Below are 17,874 nucleotides of genomic sequence, written 5' to 3'. Positions count from 1 at the left end.
AGAACACTCAGTACCGCGCGGACATCCCGATGGAAAACGTACTCACAGCTGCCGAGCTCAAGCGCCGCGGAATAGCGGCCATCATCAACGCCGACCTCGCAGCAGAGCGTGACTGGTGAACGCCTTCCTCGACGCGAGCGCACTCATCTCTCGCAGCCATCCAATCTGGCTCAGCCATCCAATCTGGCGCTAGGCGCGGATCGGCCCGATGAAGGACGCCCCCAGCTCAGGCATCCAGGTCATCGACCGCGCCGCCGCCCTGCTCGAGACCATCGCCCGCTACCCAGACGCCGTCAGCCTCAAGGTCCTGGCCGCCGACACCGGCCTGCACGCCTCGACCGCCCACCGCATCCTGGCCTCGCTGATCCACAACGGCCTCGTCGAGCGCGACCCGGCCGGCCGCTATCGCCTCGGTCTGCGGCTGCTGCAGCTTGGCGTGCGTCTCCACGGCGATGTCGACATGCGCGCGATTGCACGCCCGATCATGGAGACCCTGCGCGACGAGATCGGCGAGAGCATCAACCTGACCATCCGCGAGGGCGACGAGGTGGTCTACATCGAGAAGGCGACACCGAATCGGATGATCCATGTGCAGCAGCTCATCGGCGCCCGCGCGCCGCTGCACGTCACCGCCGTCGGCAAGCTGATGCTCGGCGCCGGCGGCGACGAGGCCATTCGCGCCTACGCCGAGCGCACCAACCTACCCGCCTACACCCGCAACACCCTCAGCGACCTTGCGCCGCTGCGTGAAGACTGCCTCCAATCCATCGAGCGCGGCTACGCACTCGACAACGAAGAGGCCGAGCTCGATGTCGGCTGCATCGGGGTCCTGCTCTACGAGAGCACCGGCCGCGTCGCCGGCGGGCTGTCGATCTCGGCGCCAATCGAACGGCGCAGGCTCGAGTGGATCGGCGATCTCCAGCAGGCCTGCCGCGCGATCTCCGAGCAGCTCGGCTAGTACACCGGCGAGCCGCAATCGGCGCCAATCAACCGCATGGCTCAGCCGGCTCAGCGCAGCGACACTAGACGGGTCGTGGTAGGGACGGCTGCCACCCGCTGCCCTCGCACAGATCCCCGCGAGCGGGTATTTTGGTCCCAGATTTGAGATAGCCCCTCAAGGTAGAGCGAGGGACATCAAGAGGGCAGAGATGAAGCGCAAACGGTACGGCAAAGAGTTCAAGGCACAGGCGGCGCTGGCGGCGCTGGCGGCGCTGGCGGCGATTTAGGGCCAGAAGACAGCCAGCCCCCTGGGTCAGGCTAGTTGGCGGCGGAGTACGAGCTTTATCCCCACCAGATCAACATCTTAAAGAAGCATGCGCTGGAGGCATTGCCGGGGGTGTTTGGTCACAATCGAGAGCGCGAGGAGGCACAGCGTGAGGCTGAGCGCGACCGCCTCTACCAGCAGATCGGCAAGCTGCAGGTAGAAGAGAGGACTGGCTAAAACTATGGAAGCAAGAGGCGCTTGAGGGCGGTCGCAAGCAGTAGGGAGGCGCATCCTGGTGCCCTAGGAAGAGGACCGGCCTGGGAGGCCAACCGTCATGCCGAGAAGGAGCTGAAGAAACGCGTTCGCGCGATGCGTCCACTCGAGCACACCGTCAGTGAGCGCGTCGATGACGAGGCGCAGCTGGTGCAAGGCTATTGCGCCGCGGTTCCTGGCGCGCTCTGTGATGAGGGCCACGCACCCTTGGTGCCCGGCGGGTTGCGCCTACACGAACGCCTCGAGCAAATCGATGCCAGCCTAGAGCGCGTGGCGCAAAAAACGGAGCCTGCCGAAACCGCTCCAACGCTGACCCGGCATCCTCAGCCGTGCCTTGGCGGCGACGGCAGCGTCCTGGCCACCCTTGGCGGCGATGTTTCGTTGCGTGCAGGAAGCCGTTGACCTGCTGGAGAACCCCGACCACCGACCCACCGCCAAGGTCTTCCGCTGAGAGACGAGCAAGATGTCTTTATGAGCCCCTGCGTCGCAACCACCTGTTCGTTTTGCGCAGAATTGAAAGTGGCACATTGCCTGCCGGCCCAAATGCACATACCAACATTGTAGCCAGCGCAACGAAGTTCGGCGGTGCCGCCTTGACTGAACGCCAGTAGCTGGCGATCGCTTCATCGTAGCGACCTTCTAAGTGCTGTTCCTTAGCTAGTAGGTATAGGTACTGCCCGCGGGCGTGCCCGGCGACCGAAGCAACTGCCGGTCGGGCAGCAGCGGCAGTTTCCAAGATCTCTAGCATGTCAGGAACCATGCGCTGCAAACGTGTGTAGTTGCGCCCATGAATGCGCCGCACCGCCTGCAACTCGTCGATGTGCAGAATTTTGTAACGACCCGCAATGCGCACAAACAGATCGAAGTCATCGACACCACTGCGGATCGATTCATTCAGCAAACCCAATTCGTTGAAACAGGTTCGTCGCACCAGACTGGCTGCTGTTGGAATAAAGTTTCGTTGCAGTAGTGCTGCGAGCACAGCATCGCGCGATCTGCAGTTGATGTCCGCTGGCGGTCTTAGCCGTGACGTCTCATTCGCGCCCGTTGCAAAGCTGCGTGTCGTCTCGTTACCGAATACCAGCCCGATATCCTTGTCGTTGTCGAGGATTTTTACCGCTTTGCTCAGTCGTCCCGGATACCAAAGATCATCCTGATCTAAGAAAGCGATATACTCGCCCGCTGCGCTGCAGATGCCGGTATTACGCGCCGCGGCTATGCCACCGTTGCGGCGGCGCCGCAGGAGACGGACATGGTCGGTATCGAGAAACCCTTCGACGACACTCGCTGAGCCATCCGGTGAAGCATCGTCCACGACCACAACCTCTAGGGTAACGTCCTGCTGATCGAGAGCGCTTCGAATCGCGTCGGCAATAAAAGCCTCGCCCTCGTAACATGGGATGATAACGGACACCTGTGGCGCAGCTAATGTCATGGTAAAGATGAGGTCTATACGAGCGGCACTGATACTGCTTGCTTAGTTTCAATTTTACGCAAACGTGGCCTAGCTCGACTAGCGCCGAACACCGATTATCCGTTTGTACCAAGATGCGTAATTGCGGTAACCTAGAGTTTTTTTTGGGTTTGCTAGGCGCTAGCGTGACCACAACCCTCGTTAATCGGTCGTCCCTTGGTAATCGGCGCAACACCGGCAATGACTAGTAAGCGCCCACCGAGAGCAACGGCGGGCACTCTCGCCGTACTAGCACGTCTATCCGACACCAGTCTGTACCTCTTGATCGGCATCGCCGCCGGTCTCGCAGCGGTAACGCTATCAATTAAGGCGGTGTTGCTCGCAGTTGGGCTAACCGCAATAACGGCTCTGCTGATTTTGCCTTGGGGAGCCTACTACCTAGTGCTATTCAGCATCCCTTTTTGGGTACCGATCGGCGCTGGACTTTCAGTAGCCCGGCTAGCACTGGTCGGGGGATTGGGACTCATGGCATTCAATGCCGTACAGTCGCGCGGGCCATGGCTAGTGATATCACGCTGGCCGGACGCAGTGATTGGCCTGGCCTTTACGTTCGCTATCGGCGCGAGCGTTATCATGTCCGAATCGGTTGGCGAATCGGCGGCAGAGGCAGGTTCCTGGGGCATTATGCTGCTCTATTACTTCTTCACGTTAACCTTTGTTAGGACACCAGAGGATCTACACAAGGTCGGGCTATTTATGATTGGCCTAGGTCTCCTGCAGGCTGCAGTCGTCGCCCTGCAAATTCATGTAGGCCTCGTGTTCTCGGTAGGCGATATTACGCACGAAGAAGAATGGGCCGCCGGGTCAGCACGCATGCCAGGCACCACAGGGCACTCTACGGTGCTCGCGGGTTTCCTACAAATACCGATAATATACGCGTTTGCCATGTTGACACGTGAGCGCCGTCCCTTGGCACTGTCGGCTTATGGACTCGCGACGGCCGCAATGGTATTTGCCTGGTACCACACCTACTCACGGACGTCGCTGGTTGCATTCGCGATCATGGCTGGTGTAGCACTGATGATCCGGTATCGCTTCGTTCGCATGCTCGCGATACTGAGCATGATTATCGCCGCCATCGTGCTTGCATCCTATGAGTTTGCTATCTACGAGCTTGTCAGCGATGCCGAACGGCAATTCAAGTTCATGGCTGCGCTCACCAAGTACAGCGCTGGCCTAGAATGGGCAGAAACCTTGCGGTGGCGACTCGAACAATGGACGGCCGGCTGGCGCTTATTCCTCGACCACATCTGGTTTGGCACAGGGCCCGGACTTGCCGGCAGCAAGCTGTTTCCATACCTACCTGCGGAATCGCGCTATTCTGAATTTGTCATCATCACCGTACATAACTCGTTTTTTCACGTTGCATCCGAGGTTGGCATCTTCGCCTTGGTTGCATATACGATGATGTGGCTCATGGGATTCCGCTGGGGCATTGTCGGACTTGGAAGATCGGAGACTCGCTTTCAGGCTCAGATCTGGCTAATTGCGCTGTCCGGCCAGCTGGTTGTCAACATTTTCAATCCCGCGATGCGTGAGCCATTCCTGGTCGTTGCGTTGCTCGCTTGTATAGCGCGCATGGCTCAAGCAACGCCGTCGCAGCCCGCTGTATCCGATGCAAGTTCAACACCACGTTATAAATCGAACGTTGCCTAATACATTCAACCGCATGGCGATGTTGTTCGGCAGTGCGTTGGTACTCCTTTTTTACTCGGAGCTATTTTTTCTCAATGTCGCTGCTGCCAATGAGGAACGACCGCTGATTGCTGAGCTCGGAGATTTCCTTGCTTTCGCAGTTGAAATGACGCTGTGGTATACCATTTTCACAGCTTGGTTCACGCTCTCAGTCGCACAGTTCAAGGCAAGCAGCTTTCGCTCGGTGTTCTTGGCAGGGTGCCTATTTGGCTGGGCGACCGAGGGCATTCTTGTGCCCGAGATGTACTCTTCACTCCCCGGTTCACTGATCTGGCCGTCAGTGGGCTGGCATGTGTTGGTGGTCATACTTTTAGGCTGGTGGCTGGTGCGGCGCGTGCTATTGATGAATCGCGCTTCGCTTACAGCTCTGCTGGCCGTTGGCCTTGGTCTCTTTTGGGGGATCTGGGCAACCTGGTTCTGGGTCGATGGCACGTATGACCGGCTTTCACCGACACAGTTTGGATTGTTCTCCTTTCGAGCGACGCTGCTATGCACGCTAGGATACGTGCTGATCGACCGCTACGGTGGCACTACCTACCAGCCGTCCCGGCTAGAAATCTGGTTCTTTGTCGCAGTTTCAGTGCTCTTATGGGCCCTGATGATGTACCCGTTAACTCCGCTGCAATTGGCACTACCGGTAGTCGCCGGCATCGTGTTGCATGCTTTGAGTAGAAACCGGTTACTCGAGAACGGCGCTGACCTATTCAGTCACTTTTCAGGGCAAACGGCCCTTTGGAATTATCCACTGCTGTTCCTAATGCCAGCAACTGCGAGCCTAACGTACCCCATCTATTTTGCTTTGGACATTCACCTACCGCCGGCCATTGTGGCCATACCCTTGATCATAGTTGGCACTATAGTATTGATCACCAGTCTGGTCCAAATCTACTGGCGAGTCTGGCGACTGCGCACTCGGAATTAACCTCAAGCCACTCTAGCGGGTAGCAGAATGCGTTTTAAGCTGCCTGCGGGATTCTAATTCCGCGCCTGCCGAACATCGTCGCGGCGGCCCGGAGGCTTGAGGCGTGCATAAATCCATTCTGGAATAGCGGGTCTCCACTTGTTGAGTACCACGACGACGCGCGTCGGCTTAGCTGAATCAATGGCCTCCAGCTCATTCCAGGCGGTCATCGACGAAGTTCGCCCCGCTTCGATCACAAATATAACATCGCTCGTTTCCGGTACCAACGTCTGTTGTTCTGGGTAACGATTCATGTCTGGCGCATCGACCAAGATGTAGTCGAGCTCGGCCGCATGGTCGCGACGCAGTGAACGCACATGGTCGCGCAACAGTTCGGCCCCGCGACCAACGACGACGTCAGACTCTGAATCAGAGATCACATTAGTCGAGCTTTGTGAACCGCTGCCCTTCGATTCTGGACAATCTGAATCGAAAGTCTGATCTGTTCGGACTGACAAGACCAACACGGATTTGCCCCTTGCACGGAGCGCGGCCGCCAATCCATGAGCAGCAAAGGAGCGCCCTTCTCCCGACACGGCGCTGGTAATGAGTACGCAGCGAGGGGATGCTGATTCTCCGTTTCCTTCCAGTGCTTCGGCAAACCGACGGAATTCCAGTTCATTGAGCCGGCTCGCACGTTTGCTAGGCTTCTCCCAGCGCAAAACGGCCGGCACCTGTCGACGCAGTACCTCCTCTGCTTCCTGCCGCGTTATGAGCGTTCGCCGCATGTATTCTGAGAGGTAGGCGATGGTTAGCGCAATAATGCCGCCGATCACTAGCCCAAGAATCGCATTGAGCGCTTTGCGCGGCTTCGACGGGAAGGGCGGTACCTGCGCTGGCTCGACTGGACGCACATTGGCCAATTTTTGCGTATCGAACGACTCCGCTGTCTGCATCTCAAACTGCTTCTTGACAAAGGCGTCGAGGGCCTGTCGGCGGATGTCGACTTGCATCGTCAGTGAGTTCAATTCGGCCTCACGGGCATCAAGCATCGCGAGCGTTGCCCGCTCTTGCGCGAGCTGCACACTCAATGCCTCCGCACGAGCCTCTGCGGCAGCCACTTCGGCGCGCTCAAGCGCCAGTCTCTTCTGGAGCTCGGAATACACTGAACCGCCCAGCGTTGTGTTGCCGAGAGCCGATAATTGTCTTTCGATTGCCTGGATGCCCTTCTGCCCAGAGATTGCCGCCACACGAGCGTTTGATACCTCTGCCTCAATTGTGTCGATCCGGCGCACTAGTACGCTTTTCTGGTCATCTAACGAGGCGATGCCGTGTTCACGCTTAAAATCATGCAACTGCCTCTGGGCATCGTCGACCGCCTCACGTAGCCGCTCCGCCTCCTCCGCGAGCACTTCGAGCGCGCGGCGCGGCTGTCTCAAGTCTGAGTGATGATCGAAATAGGCCTCGAGCATCGTGTTGAGAGCCAGCGCCGCAAAGTCGCCATCAGGCGCAGCCAATGAAACGACAAAGATGTCGGTCTTCAGTATTGTGCCGACCTCAATGTTGTCTAGGATCTTGCCGGCGGCAACAGTACGCCAGTCCGGTGGCCCACTGATTGGCCGCTCGACGCCAAGGGAGCCGAGCAACCTGGCAGTCGGACCCCAGTCGTACAGCGTAATCAACACACGATCTTTGACCTCGGCAGGGATCTTTTTCAGCCAGTCCCAGCGCCAGGTCATGTTCTCGACAACGTATTCCGGCCCAAGCCTGTCGGCGAGCTTTTGCGCGACCACCGGGCTTTTGAAGATCTCGACTTCAGTACGAAGCTCATCCTCGGCGCTGCGAGGCACAGTATTCACTGCATTGGGATTCAGTACAGCACTCAGACGAAAGGGTTCGCGGCTCAACTGTACCAACAGCCGGGCCTCTGCGACGTAGACTTCTGAGACCGAAAACGAGATGGCAAGGGCGGTAACAAACCCAACCAGCGGAATAAGGATGATCTTGCCGGCATGCCGCGACAGCACCTGCACATGCTCTCGCAACCCGAACGTACGTCGCGTTCCGATCTCAGCGTTCTGATGTGTCATAGCGGGCTGGTTTGGGCCTGGGAAGGTCAGTTACTCAATGGATTGGAACCGCTCGATCTGCAGATGGCATACAGAACGCACGTCCTGGCCTTCATTGTGTGCCCGATACCATTCAAGCACCCAGTCGAGACAGGTGGGCAGATCAAGCTTAGGTGCCCAGCCAAGCCGCATGCGGGCTTTAGTGCAGTCCAACTTGAGCAGTCTAGATTCGGTCAGATCGACCGCTCCCTCCGGTGTATCCCAGCGACCGCCGGTCTTGTCAGCGATGTAATTCGATATCCAGGCCACATCGTACAACTCGTCAACGCTTGGCCCAAAGTTCCATGCCTCCGTGACCGCTGAGCCACGCCGCCAGAGCTGTTCGGCGAGAACCAAGTAGCCGTTCAAGGGCTCGAGCACGAACTGCCAGGGCCGTGTCGCAGTGGGACGCCGTATTGTAGTCAGCCTGCCGTCCAGCATCGTGCGCATCAAGTCTGGGATCAAACGATCCGGAGACCAGTCGCCACCCCCAATGACGTTGCCCGCACGGGCACTTGCAATCGCAACACGGTGTGCGTCGAACTGTGAATCAGGAAAAAAGGATTCCCTGTAAGCGCGAATGATCAGTTCAGCTGCCGCCTTGCTGCTGGAGTAGGGATCGTGACCGCCCAGCCGGTCGTTCTCACGGTAACCCCAGACCCACTCGACGTTCTCATAGCACTTGTCGGTGGTAATCATGACCGCCACGCGCACCGAGTTGGTGCAACGGATAGCCTCTAGCAGATTCATGCTACCAATGGTGTTGGACGTATAGGTAAGAACCGGGTCCTGATAAGCCACCGACAGGATAGCCTGAGCGCCCATGTGAATGACGATTTCCGGGGCATGCTCCTCAAGTGTGCGAGTGAGCTTCGACAGGTCCCTAAGGTCGCCGATAATCGAGGTCATACCATCCGCTACCTCAGCGGCCTCGAACATGCTGGGGTCAGTGTTTGGCGCTAGTGCATAGCCTATGACCTGCGCGCCAAGCTGCTGCAGCCACAAGGACAACCAGCCTCCTTTAAAACCCGTGTGCCCTGTGACGAGAACCTTCTTGCCGCGCCAGAATTCGGGGTTCACTGCGTTGCACCTCTAGAAGAACATCAAGCCAAATGCCTTGCGGTCTACCGTGAAACCTCTAAAGCACTCCAAGTCCTGCGCTGGCAAGCCGGCTACGCAGGCCATTGTCATCGCGCCGACCGGCTGCGCCCTTCTCACGCCATGCAAGCACTTCGTGGTAAGTCTGCTGGTTGCGCCGCGCCATCACCTCAATGGTGTAGCCCTGCTCTATTGTCGCGCAAGCGCATCTACCCAGCCGCTCGCGCAAGGCTTGATCATCGAACAGACGGCTAATGCCATCGGCTAATGACCCAACATCGCCCGGGGGCACCAGCAGACCGTTTTCCTCGTGGCTGATGATCTCAGGTGTGCCGCCCGCGTCGGTACTAACTACTGGAAGGCGCATCGCCATGGCCTCGAGAATCGTGAAGCTGATGCCCTCAATGTAGGAAGGCGCAGCAAGGCAATCGAAGGCCGCAAACACCTGTGGAATCTCGGGATGGGAGAAATTGGTCACTCGGACAACGTCATTGAGGCCACGCTCTGTTATCTTTTGAAGCAGATCGGACTTATAGCTTTCAAATCCAACCGTGGACTCGCCGACGATGGCGTAGCGTGCTCGCGGATAGCGTTCGGCCAGCATCGCAGCTGCCTCAACGAGTTCATGCTGGCCCTTATTGGGATGAATGCGGCCAACCATGCCAACGATGATGACATCGTCTTCGTCGAACAAGCGCGCGCGATAATCACGGCCGATGACATCCGGATCGAATTTCTTAATGTTGATGCCGTTGGGGATCACGACCCGCGGTGTGTGCTCGGAACCGAACCCCAGAGTCACGCCGTGAGAACGAGAATCAACAATGATCGCATCGGCGCTCTTCAATGCCTGGCGGTCGGCCCATTCATACCAGCCACCGCGGGCGAAGCTTTCGTCCCAATTGGTCCAGCCGGTATAGGTTGCTATCGCGGCACGTCCTGTCAGCCTCGCCGCCGCAACGCCAACAACGTCGGCTCGGTGGTCTACGGGGTGTACGACGTCCGCGTTGTAGTGACGGATCAGTTTCGGCAACTCGAACAGGTCTCGCGTACTGTACGCGCGATCCACAAAGACGAGTTTCAGGTCTACCCCCGCTTCACGGAAGCGCTGGATCCAGCCTGACCCTGCCTGCTGAGATCGAACGACTAAGACAACCATGCAGCGGCTGCCCAAGGCTTCAAGGCCACGCACTGAGGTGACAATCAGGGATTCAGCGCCGGAGAAATCCTCAATCCCGCGGGCGCCTCTGACAAACAAGACTCGAGGTGCTTTCATACGTACAGGTGCTTGCCGTCTTCGCGGAAAAGTATGACGGCACCAGTCAGCAGATTCGCGTTTCCGGAATCGGCAGAACAAACTGCCCGCCCCAGTCGCGAATATGCGAGAGCTGCTGCATGATCTCGTCTTTCAGGTTCCACGAGAGGATCAACACGTAATCCGGCTTGGCCTTATCGATCGCCTCCGGTGGCTCGATGGGGATTCGGACACCAGGCATATATTTTCCCTGCTTGTGCGGACTAAGGTCGGCAATGAAGTCCAGGAAGTCCACACCAATCCCGCAGAAATTCAGAAGAACGGCCGCCTTTCCCGCAGCGCCATATCCGACAACCGACTTGCCCTCATGCTTCGCCTTGAGCAGAAAAGTAAGCAGCCCATGCTTCACCTGTTTCGGGCGCTCAGCAAAATTGGCGTACGTCACGACATCTTCTAGGCCGAAACGCTGTTCTCGCGCTCGCAACGCATCTAACCTGGGCGTCGCAGCGGGCTCGCTGCGCTCAGCATGGCGGGCGTAGATGCGCAGCGACCCCCCGTGCGTAGGCAGCTCTGCGACGTCGAACAGCGCCAGACCATGTGCGCTGAACATGCGCTCGACCGTGACCAATGATAGGTAAGAGAAGTGCTCGTGAAATACTTGGTCGAACTGGTTTTCTTGCATCGTGCGCAGCAGATGCGGAAATTCCATGGTGAGCACGCCGTCCTCCGCTAGCAGGTGTTTGAGGCCGGCGATGAAATCGTTGCGCTCAGGCACATGGGCGAGAACGTTGTTACCAATAAGTAGGTCTGCGGCACCATGCTCAGTGCGCACCTCCTCTGCGGTCGTCAGCCCAAAGAACCGCGAGACCGTCGGGATGCCCTTAGCGTTGGCAATCTCGGCAACATTAGCCGCAGGCTCGATCCCTAGTACCGGTATGCCTGCGGCATGGAAATACTGCAACAAGTAGCCGTCATTGCTGGCAATTTCTTTGACACGAGATGTGGAGCCAAGACCAAATTGTTTGATAGCTTCGTCCGCATACCGCCTGGCGTGCTCGAGCCATGACGTCGAGACCGAGGAGAAATAGGGGTAGTCGATGAACATTTCATCTGGCCTCACCGCAGGCGGCAACTGGACGAGAAAGCACTGATGGCAAACATAGGCATGCAGCGGGAAAAAAGGCTCCATTCGATCTAGCGCATCGGCGTCGACGTAAGCATCCACGAGCGGGCCCAGACCGAGGTCGACGAAAGTGTGTTCTAGCTTCGTGTCACAGAATTTGCAGCGAAAGTTCGTCACCTTATACCCCCTCGTTAGCTTAGACGCCCTACCAAAATCCCCGCTTAGAAGCCCTAACAGAATGACTTCCGCGGCCTTCGAAATCAGACATTTGCGCAAGTCCAGCGGGCGCTTTGATAGCGCTTCTTAGCCTACACAAGTTGCTGAGTATTAGGGCGTAGAGGGCTACCCGTTAGGCGCTCTTAGCATACCCAACCACAGCCTTGATCTACTTGATTGCGTAGACCGTCGTCTGAAAGTCCGGTAGTTCAGTACCCACCTCACTAAAGCCCGCACCCCGACAGGCATCGAGCATCCACTGGCGTTGGTAGCCGACCGCCGCTTCAGGGTGCTTGGGGTTCTCGACATAGGCATCACCGACGCGGTGCTGGAAACGCCAGCGGCCACCCAACAAGTTGCGCTCTTTGAGGTCTTCCATGCAGAAAAATGTCATCGCCAGCACACCACCCGGCCGCAGCAAACGGTGCGCTTCGGACAGATTATGGCGCACATCGTCTTCGAGCAGGTGCGTCAGCAACGACTGAGAAAAGATGAAATCAACCCTGCCTGCAGCATCACCGATGTTGAGTAGTGCCCGTTGATTCGTGCCTGACTCGTTGTACAACCTGTTGGGTACATCGACTTGGGTGAACGTGAACCGATCGCTGGGAAAGTTGCGCTGGCACCAGTCAACCATCTCGGCATCAACGTCGAACCCGAAGTAATGCCCGGTAAACCGGGCATCGTGGTACCTGAAGTCCCTCAACGCAACCGCTGAGCGGCCGACACCGGAACCAACATCGACGATGATAGAGTCGAGGCTGACACTCCCCCTGGACATGTAGTACATCCAGTAGTGAGCACTAGACGTGAGATACCATAGATGGGGCCGGAGAATCGTGTTGCCGACACCAATTCTGACGATCAGCCGGCCTGGCGGGAGGGGCGCGTCGGTAAACAGGCGAATCGCACGGCGCGGCAGAAACTCCGCAACAGCATGCACAAAGCCGAATAACTTCGAGTGCGAAAGGATAGCCGTCGAAGGTATGATAGACCTCAACAACTTGTCAAGTATTTTTGCCATAATGCGTACTTTCTTGGGTTGCCGCTTTTCGCAAGACTTTCGATCCGCATACGATTGTATATTGCGGTTGCGGACAATATAACCTAGGGACTGTTTCTTGAGCCGAAAAATTTTCGCTCATCAGTCCACTCCATCTTGATCCCCTCAGACACAGGAGGAAGATCGTGCGCGACCCAACTCGCAAATCTGTACTGGTTACAGGAGGTGCAGGATTTCTTGGATCGCATTTGTGCGAAAGGCTGATCGCCGATGGCCACGAGGTGCTTTGTCTAGATAACTTCTACACTGGGGACAAGAGCAACTTGCTCGCTCTATTGGATAATCCTCGGTTCGAGTTGCTGCGCCATGACATCACCTTTCCACTATACGTCGAGGTCGATGAAATCTACAACCTTGCCTGCCCGGCATCACCGATCCATTATCAGTTCGACCCAGTGCAAACGACTAAGACAAGTGTGCACGGAGCCATTAACGTCTTAGGTCTTGCCAAGCGCGTCAAAGCGAAGATCATGCAGGCGTCGACCAGCGAGGTGTACGGAGACCCGCAGATCCATCCTCAGGTTGAAACCTACTTTGGTCATGTCAACCCAATCGGCATTCGTTCCTGCTATGACGAAGGCAAGCGCTGCGCGGAAACACTGTTCTTCGATTACCATCGTCAACACAACTTACGGATCAAGATCGCCCGCATATTCAACACCTACGGACCGCGCATGCATCCTAACGATGGTCGCGTCGTATCGAACTTTATCGTCCAGGCACTGCAAAATCAGCCGATAACGGTATACGGTAACGGCGAGCAGACGCGATCGTTCTGCTATGTCGACGATATGATTGACGGCTTTGTACGACTGATGGATTCCGCAGACAGCATTACGGGGCCGATCAATCTTGGCAACCCGAGCGAGTTCACGATCGATGAGCTGGCTAAGTTGATCGTCGAGCTGACCGGCTCAACCTCAACGATACATTATCAGCCGTTGCCCAGCGACGATCCCACCCAGCGTCAGCCAGATATCTCGCGCGCCATTGAAGTGTTGGACTGGCGGCCAACTGTTGCGCTAGTTGACGGCCTACGTCAGTCCATCGCCTATTTCGATGACCTTCTAGGAGGACGGCAGGACACGGTTGGGTAACAACCTGAACCCTGCCCGCGGAGACATCCGGTCCACGAGCAACCACAGCGAAGGCATTACCGGGTAGTAAAATGAAAGCTGTCATCCTCGCCGGCGGGTACGGAACGCGACTCAGTGAAGAAACAAGCAATAGGCCGAAACCCATGGTCGAGATTGGCGGCCGGCCGATTCTCTGGCATATCCTCAAAATCTACTCCGCGCACGGCATCAACGATTTTGTGATCTGCCTAGGCTATAAGGGTTATATGATCAAAGAGTTCTTCGCTAACTACATGCTGCATATGTCAGATGTGCACATTGACCTCAGCCGGCACGAGACGCATATCCTTGAAAAAGGAGCAGAACCATGGCGGTTAACACTCATTGATACCGGGGAAAGCACAATGACTGGCGGCCGACTCAAGCGTGTAGCGCCTTACCTAGACAACGAGACCTTCTGCTTGACCTATGGCGACGGCCTCGGCAACGTAGACATCAGGGCATCCATCGCGGCGCATCGCTCACAAGGAGTGCTCGCGACCGTCACCGCCGTTCGCCCACCAGGCCGCTTCGGCGCGCTTGAGATTGACAATTCAGGTGCCGTGCAACGTTTCCACGAAAAGCCTGGGGGGGACGGCAGCATGATCAACGGCGGATTCTTCGTCCTTGAGCCCGGTGTATTCGACTATATCGAGGACGATCAGACAGTGTGGGAACGCGACCCGCTCGAGCGTCTGACACGGAACGGCGAGCTTGGAAGCTACCGGCACGAAGGCTTTTGGCAACCAATGGATACCTTGCGCGACAAGCTGGCCCTCGAGCAAGCATGGGCTTCCGGTCGAGCCCCGTGGAAGGTCTGGTAGGCGCCAATGAACATCCATGGCATGTGCGTGATCAAAAACGAGGCTGACATCATTGCTCAGACGTTAACCAGCGCCGCCCAATGGTGCGATTATATCTACGTGTTTGACAACGGAAGCGGTGATGGTACCTGGGAGATCGTTCAATCGCTAGCAGCCAATAACCCTACAATCGTCCCATTCAAGCAAGATGACTGTACCTTCGTCGAGAGCCTGCGCCGCGACATCTTTCTCCACTATGCCAAGAACAACGCGCCCGGCGACTGGTGGGTACGCCTCGATTCCGATGAAATCTATGTTGACGACCCGCGCCAGTTCTTACCCAGAGTACCGCGTGATTACGACGTCGTGTGGGGCGCTATGCTGCAGTACTACTTTACCGATGAAGACCTGCGTCGCTATGAACAAGACCCATCGGCCTACGCAGACTCTCTGCCGGTGGAACAGAAGTGCCGGTATTACTTGAACAATTGGTCAGAGCCGCGCGCTTTCCGCTACGACCGTACCATCTACTGGCCGCCAAAACGCTCTTGGCCGATCCTCGGTCGCTCGGCACCAATGCGCATCCGTATCAAGCACTACCAATACCGATCACCTGAATCGATCCAGCGGCGCATCGAAGTAAGGCGCAGCAACGCTGCCAAGGGCGGATTTTCGTTCCCTCACGAGGTGCTACCGGACTGGCAACAGGTGATGGACAACCCGAACAGCTTCCTCGACAAGGATGTGGATCAGAACGCGAAAAAGGCCGCGCAGCACTTACTGAGCTTTTCCGGACAGGAGTGGAAAGAGCGGATTGTCGAAGCGGCAACGCTAGAGCGCGACGAACACGACGGTCGGTTCATCATCCGAGACGATCTGATGCCTGCTCTGCCACGAATCAGCACCGCCAAGCTGAAGACTAAGAAGTTGGTCGGTTGGGCCTTGAATCGAATTAGCCGATACCCCTGAGTGGAACCCCACATTCAAGACCGGACCTTATCGAGCTGACAGAAGAAGCTATGGATGCAAACTGAGCCTGAGCAGGCGGTCCTCAAGCACGTTATGCTCGGAAAAAGCTTCGAAAACTAATCGCTTGAAAGCAGCGAAAGACTTCTTTGGAATGGGCGCAAGTGTCGAAAACCTTTACACATGCACGCTCAAAAACTCTCCTTTTTTTTCATGGACTTAGCTCTTTTCACGACTCTTTCTACAAATTCGAGGGTGATTTAGCCTGCTGCGACTGTAAAGAATACTCCAAAGAAACACCAGGATGCCCCTCGTGACCTTACAGCGATGACGCTCTTTACGACAGACATAGCGTTTTCAGTCCCGTAAGTGCTTGTTTTTTCGGGTTCAGTTTAATCAGATACCTTCAGGATTGGCTCGTTGGCGGCAAGCAGCCTCTCCGGCATGTTTGATGCATGAGATTAGGCTTCTTAAGCCACGGATTAGATAGAAGACCATACGCTCTCGGACGGGTGTACGCTAGCTGCGGGAATTGCCGGCGTGCACCGCTCAAGACGGCAGGATGAAACTGGGCCGTCCGCTTGATCGTAATTTGCACTTTGCGAGGGGTGCTTGGCTGAGGCGAGCCATGCCATCAATAGTTTGTCGCAACGGGGCCTGCTTCGACTTCACTGGCCCACTCAAGACCTATAGCGCTCACGGCCTGAGCTGGCCTGTGTCGGGCCAACAGATGCAATAGAAGGGCTGCGGCAAGCCACGGTCGCTTATGCTCGCCGGCACACGTAGCCAGGGTTGCTCATTTGACGTATCTGCAGGACAGGCCCCAAAAAAGCCCCTAGCTCACATAACAATTCTTTTGGTGTTCGTCCGTGCAGCAAACTCGTCGACGCAAACTGGTCTCCATTGAATGAGTGTCTCGCCTTGACACGAGTAAACGAAGCACTAACAGGGCGCCGCTCATAGCGCTTTCCGGAACGCTGATCATGTATAAGCTACACCGTCGATTCCTACTCATTATAGCGTACCAGATCTACGAGGTTCTACTGATTTTGGCGGCTATCGTGTCGTCGCTTTATCTAACGACCGACCATCACGCCCTTACCCCTCTGGTTGACGTTCGAGCCCTGGCTCTGGTCGCGATCGTGATGCTAGCTTGGCATCTGTCGCTAGTTAATAGTGGCGCCTATCGATCACGGCGACTGGAACGCCCTATCGCGGAATTCGCGCGGCTTCTGCGGTCCACCTTTCTCGCCACCGGTGCGGTGGCGACGGCAGGTGTGATCATGGACGTTAAGTTTCTATCCGGGGAGTTTGTCTGGCTGTTCTGGGCCATGCTTGCCTTGCTGGCACTTGGGTCTCGACTTGTCCTCCGCGTTTTCCTGAGCCAGCTCCGGGCGCACAACCATAACATTCGCCATGTCATCGTAGTCGGCGCGGGAGACCGTGGGTTCCGTTTTGCCCAGACTGTAAAGCGTCAGCCTGAGATTGGCTACCGCGTTGTCGGTTTCGTGGACACGAGTCCTGATGTGATTTCGGAAAAACTGCTGGGTCAATCTATCTCTTATCTCGGTGACATTAAAGAGCTGTCTTCTATTCTCGCCCAACATTCAGTCGATGAGGTCTATTTGACGCTACCGATAAAGTCGTGTTATGAAGAGATCGAGAACGTGCTCGTGCGGTGTGAAGAGCAGGGCATACCCGTTACGCTAGCGACGGATTTTTTCGATATCGACAGCCTCAAGATGCGTGTCGAGCATCGTTTTCAACTGCCAACAATAACGCTATATAATGGCCCGAATATCGATTGGCAGCTTTCCGTCAAACGACTTATCGACGTGATTGTTTCGTTTTCCGTGTTGGTAGCGATGAGTCCGGTTTTGCTGTTGATCGCTCTAGCGGTGAAGATGAGCAGCCCGGGGCCAGTACTCTTCGTGCAGGACCGTGTGGGCCGCAACAAGCGAATCTTCCGTATGTATAAGTTCCGTACGATGGTTGAGAATGCAGAAGCACTGCAGGTGGAACTGGAAGGAGCTAACGAGTTGGTTGGCCCAGCGTTCAAAATTCAGAACGACCCACGCGTTACTCGCCTCGGACGTTTCTTGCGCAGCACTAGCCTCGACGAACTGCCGCAGCTAGTGAACGTACTGCGAGGTGATATGAGTCTAGTCGGCCCACGACCATTGCCGGTCCGGGATGTCGTTCTATTCAGTGAACATAGTCATCGTCGACGCTTTAGTTTTCCGCCGGGCCTGACATGTACCTGGCAAATAAGCGGCCGCAGCGGCATCAGTTTTGAGCGTTGGATGGAGATGGACATGGAGTATATTGATGGATGGTCTCTCGCGCGCGATTTTGCCATTTTGCTCGGAACGATTCCTGCTGTATTGTTGCGTAGAGGGGCTTACTAAGAAAACGTCTATCACCAATTTTGGTAGGTGGGAATGGATGGATGCTAGAAGCATACCTCAAAAACCCGAACAGAATACCTTTTTCGGCCTAGAATTTAACTATTTGTGTAGGCGAGTGGGCATTTTCATAGGGCGTCCTAGTGGCCTACTGCAAGCCGTCTTGCCAATATCG

15 protein-coding genes are annotated in these 17,874 nt (G+C 56.4%); 9 read left to right on the top strand and 6 right to left on the bottom strand.

What is annotated here, in order from left to right; all coding sequences use genetic code 11:
- Positions 1-208 precede the first annotated feature (208 nt).
- From CKO40_RS01115 to CKO40_RS01105, 3 genes are all read left to right on the top strand, one after another.
- The gene (locus CKO40_RS01115; protein ID WP_200343912.1) at positions 209-958 is read left to right on the top strand and encodes an IclR family transcriptional regulator; all 750 of its coding nucleotides are present in this window, start codon (positions 209-211) and stop codon (positions 956-958) included.
- Positions 959-1,261: 303 nt separating this feature from the next.
- On the top strand, positions 1,262-1,441 hold the full coding sequence (locus CKO40_RS01110; RefSeq protein WP_200343910.1) for a hypothetical protein: 180 nt from the start codon (positions 1,262-1,264) through the stop codon (positions 1,439-1,441).
- Positions 1,442-1,573: 132 nt separating this feature from the next.
- The gene (locus CKO40_RS01105; protein WP_200343908.1) at positions 1,574-1,879 is read left to right on the top strand and encodes a hypothetical protein; all 306 of its coding nucleotides are present in this window, start codon (positions 1,574-1,576) and stop codon (positions 1,877-1,879) included.
- Positions 1,880-1,946: 67 nt separating this feature from the next.
- Here the strand turns inward: CKO40_RS01105 and CKO40_RS01100 are convergent, their stop codons facing one another.
- On the bottom strand, positions 1,947-2,891 hold the full coding sequence (locus CKO40_RS01100) for a glycosyltransferase (protein WP_200343906.1): 945 nt from the start codon (positions 2,889-2,891) through the stop codon (positions 1,947-1,949).
- Positions 2,892-3,212: 321 nt separating this feature from the next.
- Between CKO40_RS01100 and CKO40_RS01095 the strand changes: the two genes are divergently transcribed.
- Both CKO40_RS01095 and CKO40_RS01090 read left to right on the top strand, forming a co-directional pair.
- Entirely contained in the window at positions 3,213-4,607 is a 1,395-nt protein-coding gene (locus CKO40_RS01095) for an O-antigen ligase family protein (RefSeq protein ID WP_200343904.1), read from the top strand.
- Positions 4,567-5,568 (top strand): hypothetical protein, encoded by a 1,002-nt coding sequence (locus tag CKO40_RS01090; protein WP_200343903.1) that lies wholly within the window; start codon positions 4,567-4,569, stop codon positions 5,566-5,568. Before CKO40_RS01095 ends, CKO40_RS01090 begins: the two co-directional genes overlap by 41 nt.
- Before the next feature lie 53 nt (positions 5,569-5,621).
- Here the strand turns inward: CKO40_RS01090 and CKO40_RS01085 are convergent, their stop codons facing one another.
- From CKO40_RS01085 to CKO40_RS01065, 5 genes are all read right to left on the bottom strand, one after another.
- A complete protein-coding gene (locus tag CKO40_RS01085) occupies positions 5,622-7,637 on the bottom strand; it encodes a GumC family protein (RefSeq protein ID WP_200343902.1) in 2,016 nt (671 codons plus the stop codon).
- Between the two features lie 30 nt (positions 7,638-7,667).
- Positions 7,668-8,735 (bottom strand): CDP-glucose 4,6-dehydratase, encoded by a 1,068-nt coding sequence (gene rfbG / locus CKO40_RS01080; RefSeq protein WP_200343901.1) that lies wholly within the window; start codon positions 8,733-8,735, stop codon positions 7,668-7,670.
- Positions 8,736-8,793: 58 nt separating this feature from the next.
- On the bottom strand, positions 8,794-10,029 hold the full coding sequence (locus tag CKO40_RS01075; protein WP_200343900.1) for a glycosyltransferase family 4 protein: 1,236 nt from the start codon (positions 10,027-10,029) through the stop codon (positions 8,794-8,796).
- A gap of 46 nt (positions 10,030-10,075) precedes the next feature.
- A complete protein-coding gene (locus CKO40_RS01070; RefSeq protein ID WP_200343899.1) occupies positions 10,076-11,308 on the bottom strand; it encodes a methyltransferase domain-containing protein in 1,233 nt (410 codons plus the stop codon).
- A gap of 208 nt (positions 11,309-11,516) precedes the next feature.
- The gene (locus CKO40_RS01065; protein WP_200343898.1) at positions 11,517-12,371 is read right to left on the bottom strand and encodes a class I SAM-dependent methyltransferase; all 855 of its coding nucleotides are present in this window, start codon (positions 12,369-12,371) and stop codon (positions 11,517-11,519) included.
- A gap of 164 nt (positions 12,372-12,535) precedes the next feature.
- Between CKO40_RS01065 and CKO40_RS01060 the strand changes: the two genes are divergently transcribed.
- The 4 genes from CKO40_RS01060 (at position 12,536) to CKO40_RS01045 (ending at position 17,702) form a co-directional block, all read left to right on the top strand.
- Positions 12,536-13,507 carry an NAD-dependent epimerase/dehydratase family protein gene (locus CKO40_RS01060; RefSeq protein WP_200343896.1) on the top strand — a complete coding sequence of 324 codons (972 nt, stop codon included), beginning with the start codon at positions 12,536-12,538 and terminating at the stop codon, positions 13,505-13,507.
- Positions 13,508-13,578: 71 nt separating this feature from the next.
- Positions 13,579-14,349: a glucose-1-phosphate cytidylyltransferase gene (rfbF, locus tag CKO40_RS01055; protein ID WP_200343894.1), complete on the top strand. Its 771-nt coding sequence runs from the start codon at positions 13,579-13,581 to the stop codon at positions 14,347-14,349.
- Positions 14,350-14,355: 6 nt separating this feature from the next.
- Complete coding sequence (locus CKO40_RS01050) at positions 14,356-15,297, top strand: glycosyltransferase family 2 protein (RefSeq protein WP_200343892.1); 942 nt, start codon at positions 14,356-14,358, stop codon at positions 15,295-15,297.
- A gap of 980 nt (positions 15,298-16,277) precedes the next feature.
- Entirely contained in the window at positions 16,278-17,702 is a 1,425-nt protein-coding gene (locus tag CKO40_RS01045; protein WP_200343890.1) for a sugar transferase, read from the top strand.
- Positions 17,703-17,874: the final 172 nt, after the last annotated feature.

Source organism: Halochromatium glycolicum (assembly GCF_016584085.1).
Classification (GTDB): Bacteria; Pseudomonadota; Gammaproteobacteria; order Chromatiales; family Chromatiaceae; genus Lamprobacter; species Lamprobacter glycolicus.
The sequence above is the reverse complement of the archived record's forward strand: the minus strand, read 5'-3'. Positions and strand labels throughout refer to the sequence as shown.

Excerpts from the sequence above, each read along its gene's own strand:
- CKO40_RS01090 (WP_200343903.1), top strand. The coding sequence starts at position 4,567 with ATGCAAGTTCAACACCACGTTATAAATCGAACGTTGCCTAATACATTC.
- CKO40_RS01065 (WP_200343898.1), bottom strand. The coding sequence starts at position 12,371 with ATGGCAAAAATACTTGACAAGTTGTTGAGGTCTATCATACCTTCGACG.
- CKO40_RS01085 (WP_200343902.1), bottom strand. The coding sequence starts at position 7,637 with ATGACACATCAGAACGCTGAGATCGGAACGCGACGTACGTTCGGGTTG.
- CKO40_RS01050 (WP_200343892.1), top strand. The coding sequence starts at position 14,356 with ATGAACATCCATGGCATGTGCGTGATCAAAAACGAGGCTGACATCATT.
- CKO40_RS01045 (WP_200343890.1), top strand. The coding sequence starts at position 16,278 with ATGTATAAGCTACACCGTCGATTCCTACTCATTATAGCGTACCAGATC.
- rfbF (WP_200343894.1), top strand. The coding sequence starts at position 13,579 with ATGAAAGCTGTCATCCTCGCCGGCGGGTACGGAACGCGACTCAGTGAA.
- CKO40_RS01105 (WP_200343908.1), top strand. The coding sequence starts at position 1,574 with ATGCGTCCACTCGAGCACACCGTCAGTGAGCGCGTCGATGACGAGGCG.
- CKO40_RS01075 (WP_200343900.1), bottom strand. The coding sequence starts at position 10,029 with ATGAAAGCACCTCGAGTCTTGTTTGTCAGAGGCGCCCGCGGGATTGAG.
- CKO40_RS01115 (WP_200343912.1), top strand. The coding sequence starts at position 209 with ATGAAGGACGCCCCCAGCTCAGGCATCCAGGTCATCGACCGCGCCGCC.